Annotated in this window: 12 protein-coding genes and 1 pseudogene; 10 read left to right on the plus strand and 3 right to left on the minus strand. The window is 70.9% G+C overall.

Translation table 11 applies throughout. The annotated features are described in order from the left end of the window. Positions 1–4: 4 nt before the first annotated feature. Together JK364_RS02460 and JK364_RS02465 are read right to left on the minus strand one after the other, a co-directional pair. Positions 5–1432, minus strand: coding sequence for an amino acid permease (locus tag JK364_RS02460; RefSeq protein ID WP_230991442.1), 1428 nt, complete (start codon positions 1430–1432; stop codon positions 5–7). A gap of 273 nt (positions 1433–1705) precedes the next feature. Then, entirely contained in the window at positions 1706–2680 is a 975-nt protein-coding gene (locus JK364_RS02465; protein ID WP_201846994.1) for a LysR family transcriptional regulator, read from the minus strand. 171 nt (positions 2681–2851) lie between these two features. Here JK364_RS02465 and JK364_RS02470 point away from each other — a divergent pair, with 171 nt between their 5' ends. The 7 genes from JK364_RS02470 (at position 2852) to JK364_RS02500 (ending at position 10299) form a co-directional block, all read left to right on the plus strand. Then, positions 2852–4024: an NAD(P)/FAD-dependent oxidoreductase gene (locus JK364_RS02470; protein WP_201846996.1), complete on the plus strand. Its 1173-nt coding sequence runs from the start codon at positions 2852–2854 to the stop codon at positions 4022–4024. A gap of 29 nt (positions 4025–4053) precedes the next feature. Then, entirely contained in the window at positions 4054–5451 is a 1398-nt protein-coding gene (hglS, locus tag JK364_RS02475) for a 2-oxoadipate dioxygenase/decarboxylase (protein ID WP_201846998.1), read from the plus strand. A gap of 23 nt (positions 5452–5474) precedes the next feature. Then, positions 5475–7004, plus strand: a complete 1530-nt coding sequence (gene amaB / locus JK364_RS02480; protein WP_201847000.1) for an L-piperidine-6-carboxylate dehydrogenase — start codon at positions 5475–5477, stop codon at positions 7002–7004. Between the two features lie 390 nt (positions 7005–7394). After that, positions 7395–8171: a peptidoglycan-binding protein gene (locus tag JK364_RS02485; RefSeq protein WP_201847003.1), complete on the plus strand. Its 777-nt coding sequence runs from the start codon at positions 7395–7397 to the stop codon at positions 8169–8171. Then, the gene (locus JK364_RS02490; protein WP_201847006.1) at positions 8168–9040 is read left to right on the plus strand and encodes a helix-turn-helix domain-containing protein; all 873 of its coding nucleotides are present in this window, start codon (positions 8168–8170) and stop codon (positions 9038–9040) included. The genes JK364_RS02485 and JK364_RS02490 overlap by 4 nt, the downstream gene beginning before the upstream one ends. A 158-nt stretch (positions 9041–9198) precedes the next feature. Continuing rightward, complete coding sequence (locus JK364_RS02495; RefSeq protein ID WP_201847009.1) at positions 9199–9816, plus strand: MPN domain-containing protein; 618 nt, start codon at positions 9199–9201, stop codon at positions 9814–9816. A gap of 72 nt (positions 9817–9888) precedes the next feature. Then, positions 9889–10299, plus strand: a complete 411-nt coding sequence (locus tag JK364_RS02500; protein WP_201847011.1) for a VOC family protein — start codon at positions 9889–9891, stop codon at positions 10297–10299. Positions 10300–10428: 129 nt separating this feature from the next. Here the strand turns inward: JK364_RS02500 and JK364_RS02505 are convergent. Next, positions 10429–10815, minus strand: a pseudogene (locus tag JK364_RS02505) (GNAT family N-acetyltransferase); the annotation flags it as partial. A 461-nt stretch (positions 10816–11276) separates the two neighbouring features. On the opposite strand from JK364_RS02505, the gene JK364_RS02510 reads away from it, so the two are divergent. The 3 genes from JK364_RS02510 (at position 11277) to JK364_RS02520 (ending at position 17397) form a co-directional block, all read left to right on the plus strand. Next, a complete protein-coding gene (locus JK364_RS02510; RefSeq protein WP_201847014.1) occupies positions 11277–14216 on the plus strand; it encodes an AfsR/SARP family transcriptional regulator in 2940 nt (979 codons plus the stop codon). A 232-nt stretch (positions 14217–14448) separates the two neighbouring features. Beyond that, the gene (locus JK364_RS02515; RefSeq protein ID WP_230991272.1) at positions 14449–15990 is read left to right on the plus strand and encodes an FAD-binding oxidoreductase; all 1542 of its coding nucleotides are present in this window, start codon (positions 14449–14451) and stop codon (positions 15988–15990) included. A 114-nt stretch (positions 15991–16104) separates the two neighbouring features. Then, complete coding sequence (locus JK364_RS02520; RefSeq protein WP_201847016.1) at positions 16105–17397, plus strand: MFS transporter; 1293 nt, start codon at positions 16105–16107, stop codon at positions 17395–17397. Positions 17398–17455: the final 58 nt, after the last annotated feature.

The following is a 17455-nucleotide window of genomic DNA, read 5'->3' on the forward strand; positions in this document are numbered from 1 at the left end:
GACCCTAGGCCCCCAGGGTGCGCGGTTCGGGATCCTCGGTGTCGGCCAGGTCGTCCAGGGTGTCGAGGTCGTCCAGGGTGTCCAGAGTGTCCAGGTCCACGGACCCTCCGGGCATCACCTGGCGGGTGCGCCGGTAGCCGTAGGCGCCGTAGATGACCAGCCCGGCAACGAGCCACGCCCCCAGCCGCACCCAGGTCTCCCACTGCAGGAACGACATCAGCCAGCCGGAGAAGATGATGCCGAGGACGGGCACCACCGGCATCCCGGGGCATCGGAACGCGCGCTTGAGGTGCGGCTTCCGGTAGCGCAGGATCAGCACCGACGCGCAGACCACCATGAAGGCCAGCAGGACTCCGATGTTGGTCAGTTCCGCCACCGCGTTGATGGGCAGCACGCCCGCGAGCACGGCGGAGACGATGCCGATGATCCAGGTGGCACGGTGCGGCACCTTGCGCTTGGGGTGGATGGCGCCGAACCACGCCGGCATGAGTCCGTCCCGGCTGAGCGCGTACCACAGGCGCGAGGCGCCCATCATGAAGGAGAACGTCACGGTGACGATGCCGATGACCGCTCCGACGGCGATGACGTTGGCCAGCCCGTTCAGCCCCACGCCGGCGAAGGCGCTGGAGATGCCGCTGTTCGGGTTGAGCTCGCTGTAGTGCTGGATGCCGGTGAGCACGACGCACACCAGCACGTACAGGACCATGGAGATGCCCAGCGACAGCATCATGGCCTTGGGCAGCTTGTCGCGGGCCTCCACCGACTCCTCGGCGGCGGTGCTCAGCGCGTCGTAGCCGAAGACGGCGAAGAAGACGGTGGCGGCGCCGGTGAAGGCCCCGCCGAGTCCGAAGGGCGCGAACGGGGTGAGATTCCCGCTGTCGACCTTGGTGAAGCCCACCACGATCACCACGAGAACGATGGCGATCTTGACGATGGTCAGCACGGTCTCGACGCGGGCCGAGGTACGGGTGCCACGGGTCAGCAGCCAGGCGACGGCCAGACAGATCGCCACGGCCAGCAGGTCGATCCGATGGCCGGTACCGGTGCCGGGAGCCCCCAGTGCCCAGGTGGGCAGGTGGATGCCGACGGCGTCCAGGAGGAAGCCGAGGTAGCCGGACATGCCGATCGCGACGACGGCCACGATGGCGGTGTACTCCAGGAGGAGGTCCCACCCCACGATCCAGCCCACGACCTCCCCGAGGACCGCGGCGCAGTAGGTGTAGGAGGAGCCCGCCTTCGGCACCATGCCGGCGAACTCCGCGTACGCGAAGGCCGCGCACAGCGACGCGGCTCCGGCGACCAGGAACGAGATCAGTACGGCGGGACCGGCGACATCCCTGGCGACGGCCGCCGCCAGGCTGAAGATGCCGGCTCCGATGATCGCGCCGACGCCGATCATCGTCAGCTGGGTGAGCCCGAGGGTGCGCACCATGCGCTCGCCCGCGAACTGCTCGGAGGGGAGGGTGCGTCGGAAGATCCCCTGGGGGCCTCTTCCCAGGAGGGCGGGAAGCCCGGGCTTGGGGGTGTGGTTGGGGGACATGGCTGGCTCCATGGCAGACAAGCGGCAGCACGACGGGCCACCGACGTGGTGCGGGTCACCACTGGCCTGAAACCATCACCCAGGGTCCGCCGCGCCCGAAAGACGCAGCAGCGCGACAACTTGCGCCCCTGAGACCAAGAAAACCTGGGCCCTTTCGCGGCCTCGTCAGCGGGTGAGAAGCGTGTTCCCGCTGTGCTGCTGACCCCCGGGCGGCCGCCAGCCCGCCGAGGTTCGCAACACCTCCACCAGCACATCCACCAGCGCGGCCACCGTCGGCCGGTGCTCGGCGAAGGAGCGGCACACCACCACGATGTGGCGTTCCATCGTCTCGTGCAGCTCCAGGACATCGAGACAGGACGGGCGCAGCCGGAGCATCAGATCCGTCACCACGCTGACCCCGACACCGGCCTCGACCAGGGCCAGGGTGGCGGCCGTGTCCGTCACTTCGTGCAGCACCTGCGGTTCGAAACCGGCGCGGCGGCAGGCGGTGAGCACGGCGCGGCCGTAATAGCTGGCGACTGACGGCACGATCCATCCCAGGTCCCTGGTGTCGGCGAGCGAGACCCTTTGCCGACCGGACCTGCCGGACTGACCGGACATGGTCCCGGTGGGTACCGCGAGCGAGAAGCGTTCCCGGGACAGCTCCCGCACCCGCAGGGACGGATCCCGCGGGATGGGCACATCCGGGTAGTCCAGCCCCAGCGCCAGGTCCACGCTTCCACCGGCCACCGCGTCGTACACCTCGTCCACGTCCATGTCCCGGCTGCGCACGGTCACGCCGGGGTGCGTCTCGCGCACCTGCCGCAGGGCGGGCGGCAGGATCTCGGCGGCGGCCGTGGCGAAGAGCCCGATCCGCAGCGTCCCGGAGATCTCGTTCCGGGTGCGCTCCAGCGCTTCGACGGCCTCGGCCTCCGTGGTGAGGATGCGCTCGGCGTGCAGGGCCAGGGTCGCCCCGGCGTCGGTGAGTTCCACGCGGCGTCCCACCCGCCGCAGCAGTTGCATGCCGGTGGCCTTCTCCAGCGCGGTGATCTGCTGCGATACCCCACCGGGCGTGTATCCCAGGGCCTCCGCGACCGCGGTGATGGTGCCGCGTCTGGTCAGTTCCACCAGCGAACGCAGCTGCGCACTCGTCCAGTCCATATAGGGATCCTAAAAGATCAGAAGCATGGACCGTTGATAGACGTCAACGTTTGTGTGCTGCACGATGACGCGGAGATAGCTGATCGGCATCGCTCTGTCCTGACACCCCTGCCGCCCCGGGCGTGGCCCCGTCCTCGTCCGGCGAGGTGGCCTCTGGAAGGGAGTCGTCTGTTGTCCGCCTCCGCCTTCCGCACCGTTCCCGCCTCCGCCGATGTCGTGATCGTCGGTGGCGGCGTGATGGGTGCGAGCACCGCGTTTCACCTCGCCGAGGCCGGGGTGACGAACATCGTCGTCGTCGAGCGCGGCGACCTCGGCCGCGGCAGTTCGGGCAAACCGATCGGCGGCGTGCGCGCCCAGTTCTCCGATCCGCTCAACATCGAGCTGGGCAGCCGCAGCCTGCGTGCCTACCGGGAGTTCCGCTACCGGCCCGGCGCCGACATCCGGCTCGACACCGTCGGCTACCTCTTCCTGCTCGACAGCGCACAGCAGGCGAGCGACTTCGAGGCCGGGGTGCGGCTCCAGAACACCCTGGGCGTGCCGAGCCGCATGATCGGCCCCGACGAGGCCCAGCGCCTGTGTCCCTACCTCAGCACCGACGGCCTCGTCGCCGCCGCGTACTCCCCCGCCGACGGACACGCCCGCCCCGGTCTTGTCGTCCAGGGGTACGCCAGGGCGGCGGCCCGGGCCGGTGTCACCATCGCCACCCACACCGCGGTGTCCGGCCTCGACACGGCCGGGGACCGGGTCGTCGGTGTGCACACCAGCCACGGCCGCATCGCGTGCTCGACCGTGATCTGCGCGGCGGGGGCCTGGTCGGCGCGGATCGGGGAGATGGCCGGCGTCAATCTCCCGGTCCGGCCGGTGAAGCGGCAGCTGGCGTTCACCGCGCCGATCACACCGCCCGCCCCGCGCATCCCGTTCACCATCGACTTCTCCTCGACCGCCTACTTCCACAACAGCGAGGACGGTCTGCTGCTGGGGATGGCCGACCCCGGCCAGGAGGACGGTTTCGACACCACCTGGACCCCGGAGTGGCTGGAGCTGTTCCGCACCGTCGCCCGCCACCGCGCCCCGGCCCTGGCCGGCCTGGCGACCGCGGGCGGATGGGCCGGTCTGTACGAGGTCACACCGGACCACAACGCGCTGATCGGCCGCTCCGGCGAGCTGCCCAACTTCCTCTACGCGGCCGGGTTTTCCGGCCACGGCTTCCTCCAGGCACCCGCGGTCGGCGAGGTCGTGCGCGATCTGTACCTGGAGCGGGAGCCGTTCACCGACATCTCCCCGCTCAGCGCCGACCGGTTCCACCACGGCGCCGAGACCCGCCCCGAAGCACATGTGGTGTGAACCGTGAACCCCGATCGAAAGGCCGACCCATGTCAACGCTCAGCCAATGGCAGCTGAGGGCCGCGTTCGCGGCGCGGCTGTCGGAGATGTACGGGCAGGAGGTTCCCGCCTACACCACGCTCGTGGACGTCTCGCGCGAGGTCAACGAGGACGTCCTGCGCGCGCGGGGAGCCGATGCGACACGTCTCGGGTCCATCAGCCGGGTGACCGCCGAGCGGCACGGGGCCATCCGGGTCGGCACGCCACGGGAGTTGGGGCAAGTGGCCCGGATCTTCGGCGCCCTCGGCATGCACCCGGTGGGCTTCTACGACCTGCGGGAGGCCGCGGCCAGCGCCGTCCCCGTCGTCTCCACCGCCTTCCGGCCGGTGGACGGCGAGGAACTGGCACGCAATCCCTTCCGGGTGTTCACCTCCATGCTCACCCCGGCCGACCCCCGATTCTTCGACGCCGAGCTGCGCTCGCGCCTGGAAGCCTTCCTCGCGGACCGCGAACTCTTTCCCCCCGAGCTGCTGGCGCTGGCCGACCGTGCCACCGCCGAGCGGGAGCTGCCCCAGGAGGAGGCCGAGCGGTTTCTGCACCTCGCCGTGGGGGCGTTCGAGCTGTCCGCCGAGCCGGTCGACAAGAGCTGGTACGAGACCCTGGAGCGGATCTCCGCCGTGGCCGCGGACATCGGCGGTGTGCGCAGCACCCACATCAACCACCTCACCCCGCGCGTCCTCGACATCGACGAGCTCTACCGGCGCATGACCGACCGCGGCATCGAGATGATCGACACCATCCAGGGCCCGCCGGCCTGGCAGGGCCCCGATGTGCTGCTGCGGCAGACCTCCTTCCGGGCCCTGGCCGAACCCCGCGCGATGCGCACCCCGGACGGCGGTGTCATCAGCGGCGCCCTGCGGGTCCGCTTCGGTGAGGTCGAGGCCCGCGGCATCGCCCTCACCCGCGAGGGCCGCGCCCGCTACGACGAACTCCTCGGCCGCGTGGACGAGCAGGCGTCCCAGAACCCCTCGGCCTCCCGGGGTGAGATCGCCCGCGCCGTATGGGAGCGGCACCTGCCCGGCAGCGAACAGGAACTCGCCGCCAAGGGACTGGCCTACTTCACCTACCACCGCCACCCCGACCGGCCCCGCGACGGCGGCAGGCCGCCCACCGGCGTCGGCGAACTGCTGCGGCAGGGCTGGGTGCGGGCCGAGCCCATCGTCTACGAGGACTTCCTGCCCCGCTCCGCGGCCGGGATCTTCCAGTCCAACCTCAGCGGCGCGGGCACCCGCCACTGCGACCAGCAGGGCACGGCGTACGACGCGGACTGGCTCTCCGGCGCCATCGGCCGCGACGTCCTGGACCCCTTCGCCCTCTACGCGCGGCAGCAGAACGCCTCCCTCGCACACGTCGCCCATGAGCTGGGCCTCACCGGCACCCCCAGCTGACCCCTCACTCCCGGAGGACCGCCATGACCAGCACCGCACTGCCCACCACTGAGGACCTGCGCGCCCGCGCCCGTACCGCCCTCGACAACATCGGCGTCGATGTGGCCGAGGGCGGCGACTTCTCCGCCCGCACGCCCCTCACCGGCGAGAACCTCTTCGGGCTCACGGCCGCCACCGACGCCGACACCGAAGACGCCATCGCGGCGTCCCGTACGGCCTTCCTCACCTGGCGCACCACGCCCGCGCCGCGCCGTGGTGAACTCGTGCGCCGCCTCGGTGAGTTGCTGCGCGCGCACAAGAGCGACCTGGCCGACCTCGTCACCATCGAGGCGGGCAAGATCCGCTCCGAGGCGCTCGGCGAGATCCAGGAGATGATCGATATCTGCGACTTCGCGGTCGGCCTGTCCCGGCAGCTGTACGGCCGTACGATCGCCTCCGAACGCCCCGGCCACCGGCTGGCCGAGACCTGGCATCCGCTCGGCGTGGTGGGCGTCATCTCCGCCTTCAACTTCCCCGCCGCCGTGTGGTCGTGGAACACCGCCGTCGCCCTCGTCTGCGGCGACACCGTGATCTGGAAGCCCTCGGAGCTCACCCCGCTGATCTCCCTGGCCTGCGACCACCTGCTCGGCCGGGCCGCCGGCGAGGTCGGCGCGGACCGCGACGTACACCGTCTCCTGCTCGGCGACCGCGCGGTCGGTGAGAAGCTCGTCGACGATCCGCGCGTCGCGCTCGTCAGCGCGACCGGCTCCACCCGCATGGGCCGCGAGGTCGGCCCCCGCGTCGCCGCCCGCTTCGGCCGCAGCCTGCTGGAACTCGGCGGCAACAACGCGGCGATCGTCGCCCCGTCCGCCGATCTCGACCTCGCCATCCAGGGCATCGTCTTCGCCGCGGCGGGCACCGCGGGCCAGCGCTGTACGACGCTGCGCCGCCTCATCGTCCACCGCGACATCGCGGACACCCTCGTCCAGCGGCTGACCGCCGCCTACGGCAAGCTCCCCATCGGCAATCCGTTCGAGGACACCACGCTGGTCGGCCCGCTCGTCTCCGCCGCGGCCCTCGACTCCATGAACAGCGCCCTCACCCGCGTCCAGGCCCAAGGCGGCAAGGTCCTGGCGGGCGGCAACCGGCGCCTGGCCGGGGCCGCCCCCGCGGCCGCCTATGTCGAGCCGGTCCTCGTCCGCGTCGACGCGCAGACGGACGTCGTACGGGAGGAGACCTTCGCCCCGATCCTGTACGTCCTCATCTACGACACCCTCGAGGAGGCGATCGCGCTGCACAACGACGTCCCCCAGGGCCTGTCGTCCAGCATCTTCACCCGCGACCAGCGGGAAGCCGAGATCTTCCTGTCCGCCGCGGGCTCCGACTGCGGCATCGCCAACGTCAACATCGGCACCTCCGGAGCCGAGATCGGCGGTGCCTTCGGCGGCGAGAAGGACACCGGTGGCGGCCGGGAGTCCGGATCCGACGCCTGGAAGGCGTATATGCGCTCGGCCACCAACACCATCAACTACTCCAGCGAACTCTCCCTCGCCCAGGGTGTCAGCTTCCTCTGATCAGACACCTCTCCCACTCATGCGCGGACGGCGGTCCGTCCTTCCCCCCGTGGAGGGCGGACCGCCGTCCTGGTGGGTGGTGAGGGCGGCGCGGGGTGGACCGCGCCGCCCGACTTGCGGTACCGAGCCTGCCGACCCACCGCGGCCACCTGCCAGGGCCCGCGGCGCATTGCCGAGTTCGGGGGACGTCCCACGCGCTGACCTGCGCGGATACCGCCCGCGAGGACGCACCGCCGGGACGCGCTGGGCCGGGATCCGCGGCGCACACCGGCCGAGAGGCGTGCGGCGGGGCAGGCCACGGAGAACCAAGAGGGCTTAAAGCGGCCGGACCAGAGCTCGCGGGAGGTGGATAATCCGGGCTCGCGGGACTCAATGCGTATGGGGTGGAACATGTCGCGTTGGAGGCCATTACCGGATTCGCTCGACGACCGGGTCCGGCAGTTGGTTGTGCAGTTGCGCCGGTTGAAGGACCGTAGCGGGCTGGGACTGTCGTCGCTGGAGTCCAAGACCGGCTACAGCCGCTCCTCCTGGGAGCGCTACCTCAACGGGAAGGCCCTGCCGCCACGGCAGGCGGTGGAGGAACTGGCCCGGGTGGGCGGCGTCGAGCCGACCCGCCTGCTGGTGCTCCACGAGGTGGCCGAGGCCGCGTGGCGGGAGAGAGCGGCGGCGGACGTACCGACGGCGGACGGCCGGCGAGCGCCGGCGGACGCGCCGGAGCCGAGGGGCGTACGCCGTGGAGTGCTGATCGGCGTCTGCGCGGCCGTGGCGCTCGGCGCGCTGCTCGTCGGAGTGCTGATCGCCGCGCCCTGGAAGGACGGAGGGGACAGCGGGACGGACACGGCCGGGACCAAGCGCGGCGCGGCGGCCGGGGCCTCACACGGCACCTTCGCCTACCGGCCGGGGAAGACCTACCCCTGCGCCGTCGAGCGGGAGCACGGACGGAGCTACGCGGGCTACAGCACCACCCGCACCGCCGTCCTCTCCCAGCCGGGATGGGACGTCGTCGAAGCCCAGTGCCTCCTGCACCACCTGGGCCTCGATCCCGGCGGCGCCGACGGCGTCTACGGGGAGCACACCACTCGGGCCGTCAAACGACTGCAGAAGAGGTCCGGGCTGCCACCCGACGGCATCGTCGGCCCGCACACCTGGCAGGTGCTGCGACGATGAAGGACACCACACCGCCCGCCACCGCGTCCGCCTGCACCCGCCTGGCCACCGGGCTGCGCGAGCTCAGGACGCGCACGGGCCTGAGCATGGCGGCGCTCGCCGAGCGCACCACCTACAGCAAGTCCTCCTGGGAGCGCTATCTCAACGGCAAGCAACTCGCCCCGCGCCAAGCCGTCGAAACGCTGTGCACGATGGCGGGAGAGCCGCCCGGACGCCTGTTGGCGCTGTGGGAGCTGGCCGATGGCGAGTGGAGCGGCCGGGCAGGCAGCCCGCCGCGCCCCGCGGCCGTACAAGCGCCGGAGCCCGATGTCATGGGCAACCATGGCCGGTCGCCGCGTCCGGCCGAGCCGGATCAACGACACGGCAGGCGCCCCGGGTTGCGCGGATGGGCCGCTGTCGGCGTGGCCGCGTGTGTGGTCGGGGCCGCGGTGGCAGCGGCGTGGGTGACGGTCCTGGCGAACACGGGACCGAAGGACTCCGCGGCGCACGAACCCTCGTCCACCGCGCCACCGGCCCCCGGTTGCCACGCCCAGGGCTGTGCCGGCAAGGACCCGGGCCTGATGGGCTGCGGCGCACCCGCACGGGTCCGCGCGCTCGGCCCGCCGCTCCGCACCTCCACCGGCGCGCGGCTGGAGTTCAGATACAGCGCGGCGTGCTCCGCCGCATGGGCGCGGATCTGGCACTCGCACATCGGAAACGTCATCGAGGTATCGGCTGACGGCGGCAGGCCGCAGCGGGCCGAGGTCACCGACGCCTACGACGCGGAGGACTACGTCTTCACACCCATGGTCGACGGCGCGGACCCCACCAAGCTGCGGGTCTGTTTCGAACCGAGACTCCACCGCGCCCGGGAGTGCTTCACCCGCTGACCAGGCGGGCCCATGCGCGCGGGGCCCGGTCAGGGCCGAAGTCGATGGATGCCGGAAGTCCAGACATGCCGTTTGAGTCCAAAAGAATACCGGGGTACAGTACGACGGCTCCGCTCCCCCACCGCATTCGGCATCCACACCCCCATAGGTGGTTTGACATGCGCGCGTCGCAATTAGGTGAATGTTGTACGGTCCTGGTAGAGGATCAGGCGCTCGATGAATTCCTCGAGGTGGCCGTCGGTGAGTACCAGCGCATCACCTCCGAAACACCGCTGCCGTGCTTCGCTCTCCTCGTGGGTTCGGCGGACCGGGCGACCTTGACCGTCGAGCGCGTCGCGTTCGGCCGCAATGCCCGCACCACCGACCCGGCCGCGCGCCGTGAGTTCACCGAGTCGATCGTGCCGCTGTTCGGCCCGGCGTACGAGAACGAGACACGTGGCTGGTGGATCGACTCCCACGACCTGCTGAGGGCCTCGCGCGAGGCCGAAGCCGACGGTCTGGAGATCCTGGGATCCGTACATATGCACCCCGACTGGCATCGCATCGGCCCACCGGAGGAGCGGCGGTTCATCCTCAGCGAGCGCCCGACCCCGATGGACCAGCACGTCTTCGGCAACACCGGTTGGCCCGTCAACCTCATCTGCTACCTGGAACGTCGCGGCGACGTCATGTACCACGCCCTCGCCGCCTGGGCGCCGCCCCCACCCGAGAGCCCTCACCTTCCGTGCGCCGAACTCCCGCTGCGGATACGGACCCGGGCCATGGCCGGGGTGTGAGGCCGATGACCATCACGATTCCCACCCCCGCCCGGCCACTCCGCCGGATTCCGACCGCTGGAGGAATTGCCCATGTCTGACGCGTCCACCCCGGACAGGCCCACATTGCGGCATCTGGCCATTGTCGCCCGCGACCCCGAGAAACTGGCCGAGTTCTACAGCGGAATCTTCGAGATGGAGCTCTTCCACCGGGATCCCGATGGCAGCTGCTTCCTCTCCGACGGGTATCTCACCCTCGCGCTGATCAAGCATCAACTCGACGGCGACACCCCGTTGGGCATGAACCACTTCGGTTTCCATGTCGCCGACACATCCGGGATATCCGCCGCTCTGGTCGACTCGGGCGCCGATGAGCCCGCCGAGCGCTTCACCAACCGCCCGTTCGCCGAGTACCGGGCCATCGACCCGGAGGGCAACTGGTTCGATCTCTCCGCCCACGGCTTCGGCGGCCCCCGCCCGGCCGCCGAAGCGGACGGCGAGTAACGGGGCCCGGGGCGCCGGCCTCAGCCGGCCTTATGGGGCGGCGCCCCGCACACATCAGCCGACCCGCCGCGCCAACACCTGCCCCGGCCATGCCCCGGACAGGAAACGCTCGGTGGGAATGAAACCGTTGCGCTCGTAGAACGCGACCAGTTCGCCCCCGCCGCCCGCCCAGCAATCGACCCGCAGCAGCTCCACGCCGGCGCGCCGGGTCTCCTCCTCGGCATGGGCCAGCAGCGCCGCCCCGATGCCCCGGCCGGCGTGGTGTCGGTCGGAGACCAGCAGCCGCACATATCGCTCGGGTTCGCCGGCCGGGGCGATCGGCATCTGCGGGCTGGGCCCGGAGTCCAGCACCAGGGCTCCGACGGGTATCCCGTCCAACTCCGCGATGAATGGGGCGTTCTCGGTGAGATACCGCTCGACCCGCGCCACTCCGCCGGGCCGTTGCGAGTACGGCATCGTGCCCCACTGCTCGGTGTTGCCGCGCTCGTTCATCCAGACCACTGCGCCGTCGAGCATGTCCAGCACCGCTGGCGCGTCGGCCGGATCGCCCGGTCTGATCCGTATGGTGTGTGTGGTGTCGTTCACGGCGGAAGTCTAGGCAGAAAAACGCACGGAACCCCCGCCCGATCGAATAGGCGTTCAAGCGGATTGCGAAATTCCCCGGGTGGGCGGTAGTTTTGCGGCAGACTTTCGGCCGGTTGTGTGCTGCGAGTGGTTCAGCCTGGGACTACGGTGTTTTCGAGGGTCCGGCAGAACGAAATCGGCGACACCGGGGCGTGGCGGCATTGGGGCAAACCGCATTCGGGCGACTGTGCGAAGGGCGTCAGTGGAGTCACCCCGCGGTGTTTCTCGCGGTCTACGCCAACGTCGCCGCCCGTCTGGGAGAGCCGGAGCAGGTATCGGCCCGGCAATTCCACCGGTGGTGTGAGCCTGATCCGCCGTACCCGGGGCCGTCAAGCCAACGTGTGCTGGAGGACATGTTCGGCGCGTCACTGGAACACCTCGGGTTCCCCCTCCCCCAGCGGCACCGTGGCCCATCGGCATCCGGTGGCACGGGCTCGGCGTCGCGGTTCGCCGTACTGGGGCCCGTTCGCGTCTGGCGTGGTGAGCAGGCGCCCCCGGTCCTCAGGCCGCTGGAGCGCGCCGTGCTGTGTGTGCTCCTGCTGCGGGGACGCACCGCCACCGCGAGCGAGCTGGTCGACGGGGTGTGGGGAGACACCCCGCCACCTCAGGCGATCGCCAGCTTACGCACCCACGCCTTCCGTCTTCGCCGAGCGCTGGGGCCCGGCGTACTGGTGTCGGAGGCGGGAGGGTACGCACTGCGGATACGGCCCGGGGCACTGGACCTCGCGGTGTGCGAGGACTACGAGGCACGAGCGAAACGTGCCAGGGCGGAAGGGGAGTTGACCGGGGCGCGGCAGCTGCTGCACATGGCGGTGGAGCTGTGGGAGGGGCAGCCGCTGGCCGGAGTGCCCGGCCCGTACGCCGAGGCCCAGCGCGCCCGTCTGGAGCAGTGGCGCCTGACCCTGCTGGAGGCGCGCCTCGATCTCGACCTGGAACTGGGCCTGCACACCGACGCGGTGTCGGAGCTGACCGCGCTGACCGCGGAGCACCCGCTGCGGGAGCGGTTGCGCACGCTGCTGATGACGGCGCTCTACCGGAGCGGCCGGCAGGCGGAGGCGCTGGGTGTGTACACCGACACCCGCCGCCTCCTGTCCGAGGAACTCGGCGTGGCACCCGGCGCGGAACTCGCCCGGCTCCATCAGCGCATCCTGCGCGCCGACCCCTCGCTCGCCGGGCCACGGAGGCTCCCGGCCGGGAGCAAAGCCGTACCCACGGCCACACCCGCGCCACGTCCGGCTCAACTCCCGGCGAAGCTCGCCGACTTCACCGGACGCGCCGCCGTCATGGACACCTTGCGGAAGCGGCTGCGGCTCGCCCAGGGGACGGTGATGGCGATCTCCGTGGTGCAGGGACTCGGCGGGGTGGGCAAGACGGCTCTGGCCGTGTGCGTCGCGCAGGCGGTCCGGGAGCGGTTCCCCGACGGGCAGTTGTTCGTCGATCTCATCGGCCACAACGCCCAGCCCGCGGATCCCGCGGCCGTACTGGGCACCTTCCTCCGTGCGCTGGGCACCCCGCCCGCGGAGATCCCGGAGGGGCTGCCCGAGCGGGCGGCGCTGTACCGCTCGGTCCTGGCCGACCGCCGGGTGCTGGTCCTGCTGGACAACGCCCACGACACGGCACAGGTCCGCCCGCTGCTGCCCGGCTCGCCGAGCTGCGCCACGCTGATCACCAGCCGCACCCCGATGTCCGGGCTCGACGGCGCCCGTGTGGTCGACCTCAGCATCATGGACCAGCCCGAGGCGCTGGCCCTGTTCACCCGCATCATCGGCGACGAGCGGGCCGCGGCCGAGCCCCACGCCTGCCGCAAGGCCGTCGCCGCCTGCGGCTATCTGCCCCTGGCCATCAGGATCGCCGCCGCCCGGCTGACGACCCGCCCCGCCTGGACCGTGCGCAACCTGACCGACCGCCTGGCCGACGCCCACCGCCGCCTGCACGAACTGCGGGCCGGGGACCTGGCCGTCAAGTCGAGCTTCGAGTTCGGATACACACAACTGGGGCCCTCGCAGGCACGGGCCTTCCGGCTGCTCGCACTCACCTATGGACCGGACATCTCCCTGGCCGCGGCCACGGCCGTCCTCGGCGTCACCACGAGCGAGGCCGAGCGATTACTCGAATCACTCGTCGATACCAGCCTGCTGCATTCGCCCGAGCCCGGCCGCTACCGCTACCACGACCTCGTTCGCATCTACGCGCGCGACCGCGCCGAGCGGGATGAACCGCCGGCGGGCCGAGCGGCCGCGATGTCGCGCATGCGGGACTTCTATGTGGCCTCGGCGGCACGCGTGTACGCCATGGGCCGACCGGGAGACCGGCTCGTCGACCACCTGATGCCCACCGAGTACCCCGGGCCGGACTTCCCGGACGCCCGCACCGCGCTGGACTGGCTCCTCAGCGAGGCGGACTGCCTCCTCACCTGCGCCCAGCAAGGCGCCAAGTCCCTGGAGCGAGGTGCCGTTCGCCGCGCGGCGGACCTCCTTCTGGTCACCCGGGACCTGGTCGAGTCCGGTACGCACTACCTCCAGTACGAGGCGGCGGCCCGTTCGGTGGGCAACGCCGCCCACATCGCCGGGGACACGGCCGCGGAGGGCCGGGCCCGCCTTGCGCTGGCGGGGATGTTCCCCGTCACCAGGGGCCAGCAGCAGGCCGACGACGAGGCCCGCCGCGCGGGCCTGCTCGCGACCGCCGCGGGAGACCTGACCACCGCCTGCCACGCGTTGAACGTACGCGGCGTCGTGGCGATCTACCAGCAGCGCTACGACGACGCGGAAGCACACCTCCGCGAGGCACTGCGCGGCTTCCGGGCCGACGGCAACCTCGCCTGCGTGGCCAGTGTGTTGTCCAACCTCTCCCGTGTACACGCCGCCACCGGCCGGGCCGACAGCGCCGTCGACCTCGCCACACAGGGAGTCGACCTCCGGCGGAGCCTGGGCAGCACCTGGCGCATCGCCAATGGCCAGCTCGCCCTGGGAATCGCTCTGCACCGGGCTGCACGGCATGCCGCGGCGGTGGGCGAACTACTGGCGGCGCTCAGCACCTTCCGCGACAACCGGCAACGGCTCTGGGAGGGATCCACCCACGCCCGGCTGGCCGAGGTGTATCTCGCGTCGAACCACCCGGCCGAGGCGGCCACACATGCCGAGCAGGCACTGGCTCTCGGCTCCATCGGCAACAAGTGGCGCCGCGGGTCGATCCTGAGTGTGCTGGGCCAGGCATTGGAGCAACTGGGGCAGCCGGACAGGGCCCGCGCGTGCCGCCGCAAGGCCGAGATGTCCTGGGTCTGGTGGAGCCCCTGATCGGCCGAGCTCGTTCTTCGTACCGGCCGGGGCATTCAGCGGCAGGTCGGCATCCTTTCGGGTTGCGGGCCTGTCGGCGGAGGCCGATTCACGGCTGTGCGGACCAAGGGCCGGTTGACTTGGCGCGGGCGGAGGCGATCGCGTCTCCGAAGCGCGTCTTGTGAGGGCAGCCACGTTGATCAACAGACGGAACGTACTGCGGGCAGGCACGGTCGGTGTTCTGGGCACGGAGATGGTGGCTTCGCAGTCACCGCCCGCCGCCGCCACGCCACCACCCGAGGTGGCGGAGCGGGTCAGCCGGCGGGACTGGGAGCTGCTGGACCAGGCGCTGTCGTCGCGTTCCACCCTCTACCGGCCGGGGGATTCCGGCTACCCGCCGCTGGCGCTTCCGTTCAACCATCGGTACGCCGGGATCCGCCCGGCGGGAATCGTGGCGTGCGGCAGCACCAGGGACGTCAGTACGGCGGTCCGCTGGGCCCGTACGGTGGGGCTGCCCGCCGTGCCCCGTACCGGGCTGGGCCACAACTACGCCGGGTACTCCGCCACCACCGGTCTGCTGCTCAACATGGCCCGTATGAAGAGCATCGACTCCACCCCGGCGCCGGGCCCCCGCTCCCGGACCCGGACGTACGGGCGGATCAAGGTCGTTCACGATGCGGGCACCGTCACCGTCGGGGCCGGGGTCACCAACGGCGATCTGCACCCGATGCTGGAGGACCGCGGCATGTTCGTGCCGACCGGCCGCTGCCCCACGGTCGGGGTGGCCGGGCTGGTGCTCGGCGGCGGGATCGGCTTCAGCGACAAGATGTTCGGCCTGACCTGCGACCGGCTGCTCTCGACGGACGTGGTACTGGCCGACGGCGACGTGGTGGAGGCCAGTCAGGACTCGCACTCCGACCTGTTCTGGGGCTGCCGCGGCGGCGCGGGGAACAACTTCGGTGTCAACACCTCCTTTACGTTCCAGTACGAGCGGTTCCAGGGCAACGTGGGCTTCTACCAGCTGAGCTGGAGTCTGGACTCGGCGGTGCCGGTGATGGCCGCCGCGCAACGGATCGCCGTGGACACCCTGCACGACAAGCGGTTCCATCTCCGCGTCGGCATGGGAACTCATGGGCTCACCAGGGACGAGATCCGCGCCAACGCGGGCGTCAACGCCATCGGCCAGTACTACGGCGACCTGGCGGAGCTGCGCGACATCCTGGCTCCGCTGCTCGCCATCGGCACGGCCGAGGAGCGGGCCGCCAACAACGCGTCGGTCCGCGAGGTCACTCCGGGTGAGGCGAGCGTGCTGCTGAGCGCCACGACGCCGGTCCAGCAGTTCGCCACCAAGTCGGCGGTGCTGACCCCCCGGACGCTCCTGACCGACGACCAGGTCGCCGCCGCCGCCGAGCAACTGCTGGAATGGCCTGGCAGCAACAACGAGGACGGAGCCGGGCTCGCCATGTTCGCCCTCGGTGGCGAGATCAACCAAGTGCCGCCGGACGCGACGGCGTTCGTCCACCGCAACGGCGTGTTCATCCTCGCCGCCGAGACCTCGTGGGCGGACTACGACCCGCCCGGCGTGGCCACGGCGAATCTTCAGTGGCTCCCCGAGTTCTACCACGCCGTTTTCGGCGGTACGCCTCCTCCGCACTCCTACCAGAACTTCCCGGATCCGACCCTGAAGGACTGGCGGCGGGCCTACTACGGGGCGAACTACGACCGGCTGGTCCGGGTGAACCGGACGTACGACCCGGCCAACTTCTTCAGCTATCCACAAGCGATCGGCACCTGACGTTTCGCGGGGCTTGACAGCCGATCAGGCCCTTCATACGTTGCTCATCTTGCCCTTTTCGGGGCGGGGTCGCATGCACCGCGGTGCGGCTGGGACGTCCCGAAGGGTTTCGCGGTGCGCGCATGGCTCCCCGACGCTCGTGGCCACCGGCGCCTGTTCTCCGCGCTGTCCATCGATGCCCTGGGCACCGGCCTCTTCCTGCCGTTCTCCATCCTCTACTTCACCGCCACGACCGACCTGACCCTCGGCAGGGTCGGACTGGCCCTGTCCATCGCGGCGTTGGTGCGCATTCCGGCGACACCTGGTGCCGGAATGTTCTGCGATCGGTTCGGCGCGCGGAACACGGTGGTGGTCTCCAACCTCACCCAGGCGGTCGGGTTCTTCAACTACCTCCTGGTGGACTCCTTCGGCCAGCTGCTCATCGCCGCGGTCGTCGTACAGCTGGGCAACTCGGCATTCTGGGTGGCCTATCCGGCGCTGGTGCATGACGTCGCCGAGGGGAAGCGCCAGGAGTCCTGGTTCGCCCTGATCACCTCGCTGCGCCATGCGGGACTCGGCGCCGGGGCTCTCGGCGCGAGTCTCGCCGTCTCGATCGGCGGGTCGACCGGATACACCGCGATCGTCGCCGTCAACGCCCTGTCGTTCGCCGTGGCGGCGATCCTGACACGGCTCGACACCTCAGGCGGCACTCGCCCCGTTCCCGCCGACACCACACCAGAACACGACGCCCCCTCAGCACACGCCCCCTCAGCACACGCCCCCACGAGCGGCTGGGCGAGCACCCTCCGGGACCGGCCGTTCCTCGGTTTCGTCGTACTCAACTTCGGCCTCGCGCTGCTCTCCCTCGCCTTCGGCCTCGGTGTTCCCGTCTTCCTGGTCGACACGGTGCACCTACCGCCGTGGATACCCGGCACCGTCCTCGCGGTCAACGCCGTACTCGGCGCGGTGGGCGCCACACCCGTCGGCGCCGCCATCACGGGGCGCGGCCGAAGCGGCGGACTCATAGCCTCGCAGGCCATCGTCGGCTGTGCGTTCATGGCGGTGCTCTGCTGCGCGTACGTGCCGTCGGCTTTCGGCGTCTGCCTCGCTCTCGCCGCGGTCGTCCTGGTGACCCTCGGCGAACTCGTCCAGAGCCTGATCGTGTCCCCCATCGTCAACGACTGTGCCACGGCGGCGAGTCGCGGCCGGTACAACTCGCTCTCCCAAATGGCCTTCAGCATCGGCGACGTCGTCACACCCGCCCTCATGACCACACTTCTCGCCCATGGACCGGCCGCCGCCTGGATCCCGATGGCGGCCCTCGCCCTGGTCAACATGCTCGGCATCGCCCTGCTCACCAACCACCTCCCCGCGATGCGGCGACGCGTCAACCAGCCGGGCCCCACCGAAGCCGACGGCTGCGGGTAGCCGCCGACGGGCGACTGCCGGCCGGGACGTCCGGGTGGAGCTGGGACGTCGGCCACCT

The sequence above is a fragment of the Streptomyces endocoffeicus genome, from assembly GCF_016741935.1.
In the GTDB taxonomy this organism is placed as follows: Bacteria; Actinomycetota; Actinomycetes; order Streptomycetales; family Streptomycetaceae; genus Streptomyces; species Streptomyces endocoffeicus.

Coding starts and splice junctions, on each gene's coding strand:
- JK364_RS02460 (WP_230991442.1), bottom strand. CDS start 1,432: ATGGTGCGCACCCTCGGGCTCACCCAGCTGACGATGATCGGCGTCGGC.
- hglS (WP_201846998.1), top strand. CDS start 4,054: ATGTCAACGCTCAGCCAATGGCAGCTGAGGGCCGCGTTCGCGGCGCGG.
- JK364_RS02465 (WP_201846994.1), bottom strand. CDS start 2,680: ATGGACTGGACGAGTGCGCAGCTGCGTTCGCTGGTGGAACTGACCAGA.
- JK364_RS02500 (WP_201847011.1), top strand. CDS start 9,889: ATGTCTGACGCGTCCACCCCGGACAGGCCCACATTGCGGCATCTGGCC.
- amaB (WP_201847000.1), top strand. CDS start 5,475: ATGACCAGCACCGCACTGCCCACCACTGAGGACCTGCGCGCCCGCGCC.
- JK364_RS02490 (WP_201847006.1), top strand. CDS start 8,168: ATGAAGGACACCACACCGCCCGCCACCGCGTCCGCCTGCACCCGCCTG.
- JK364_RS02485 (WP_201847003.1), top strand. CDS start 7,395: ATGTCGCGTTGGAGGCCATTACCGGATTCGCTCGACGACCGGGTCCGG.
- JK364_RS02510 (WP_201847014.1), top strand. CDS start 11,277: ATGTTCGGCGCGTCACTGGAACACCTCGGGTTCCCCCTCCCCCAGCGG.
- JK364_RS02495 (WP_201847009.1), top strand. CDS start 9,199: ATGCGCGCGTCGCAATTAGGTGAATGTTGTACGGTCCTGGTAGAGGAT.
- JK364_RS02515 (WP_230991272.1), top strand. CDS start 14,449: ATGGTGGCTTCGCAGTCACCGCCCGCCGCCGCCACGCCACCACCCGAG.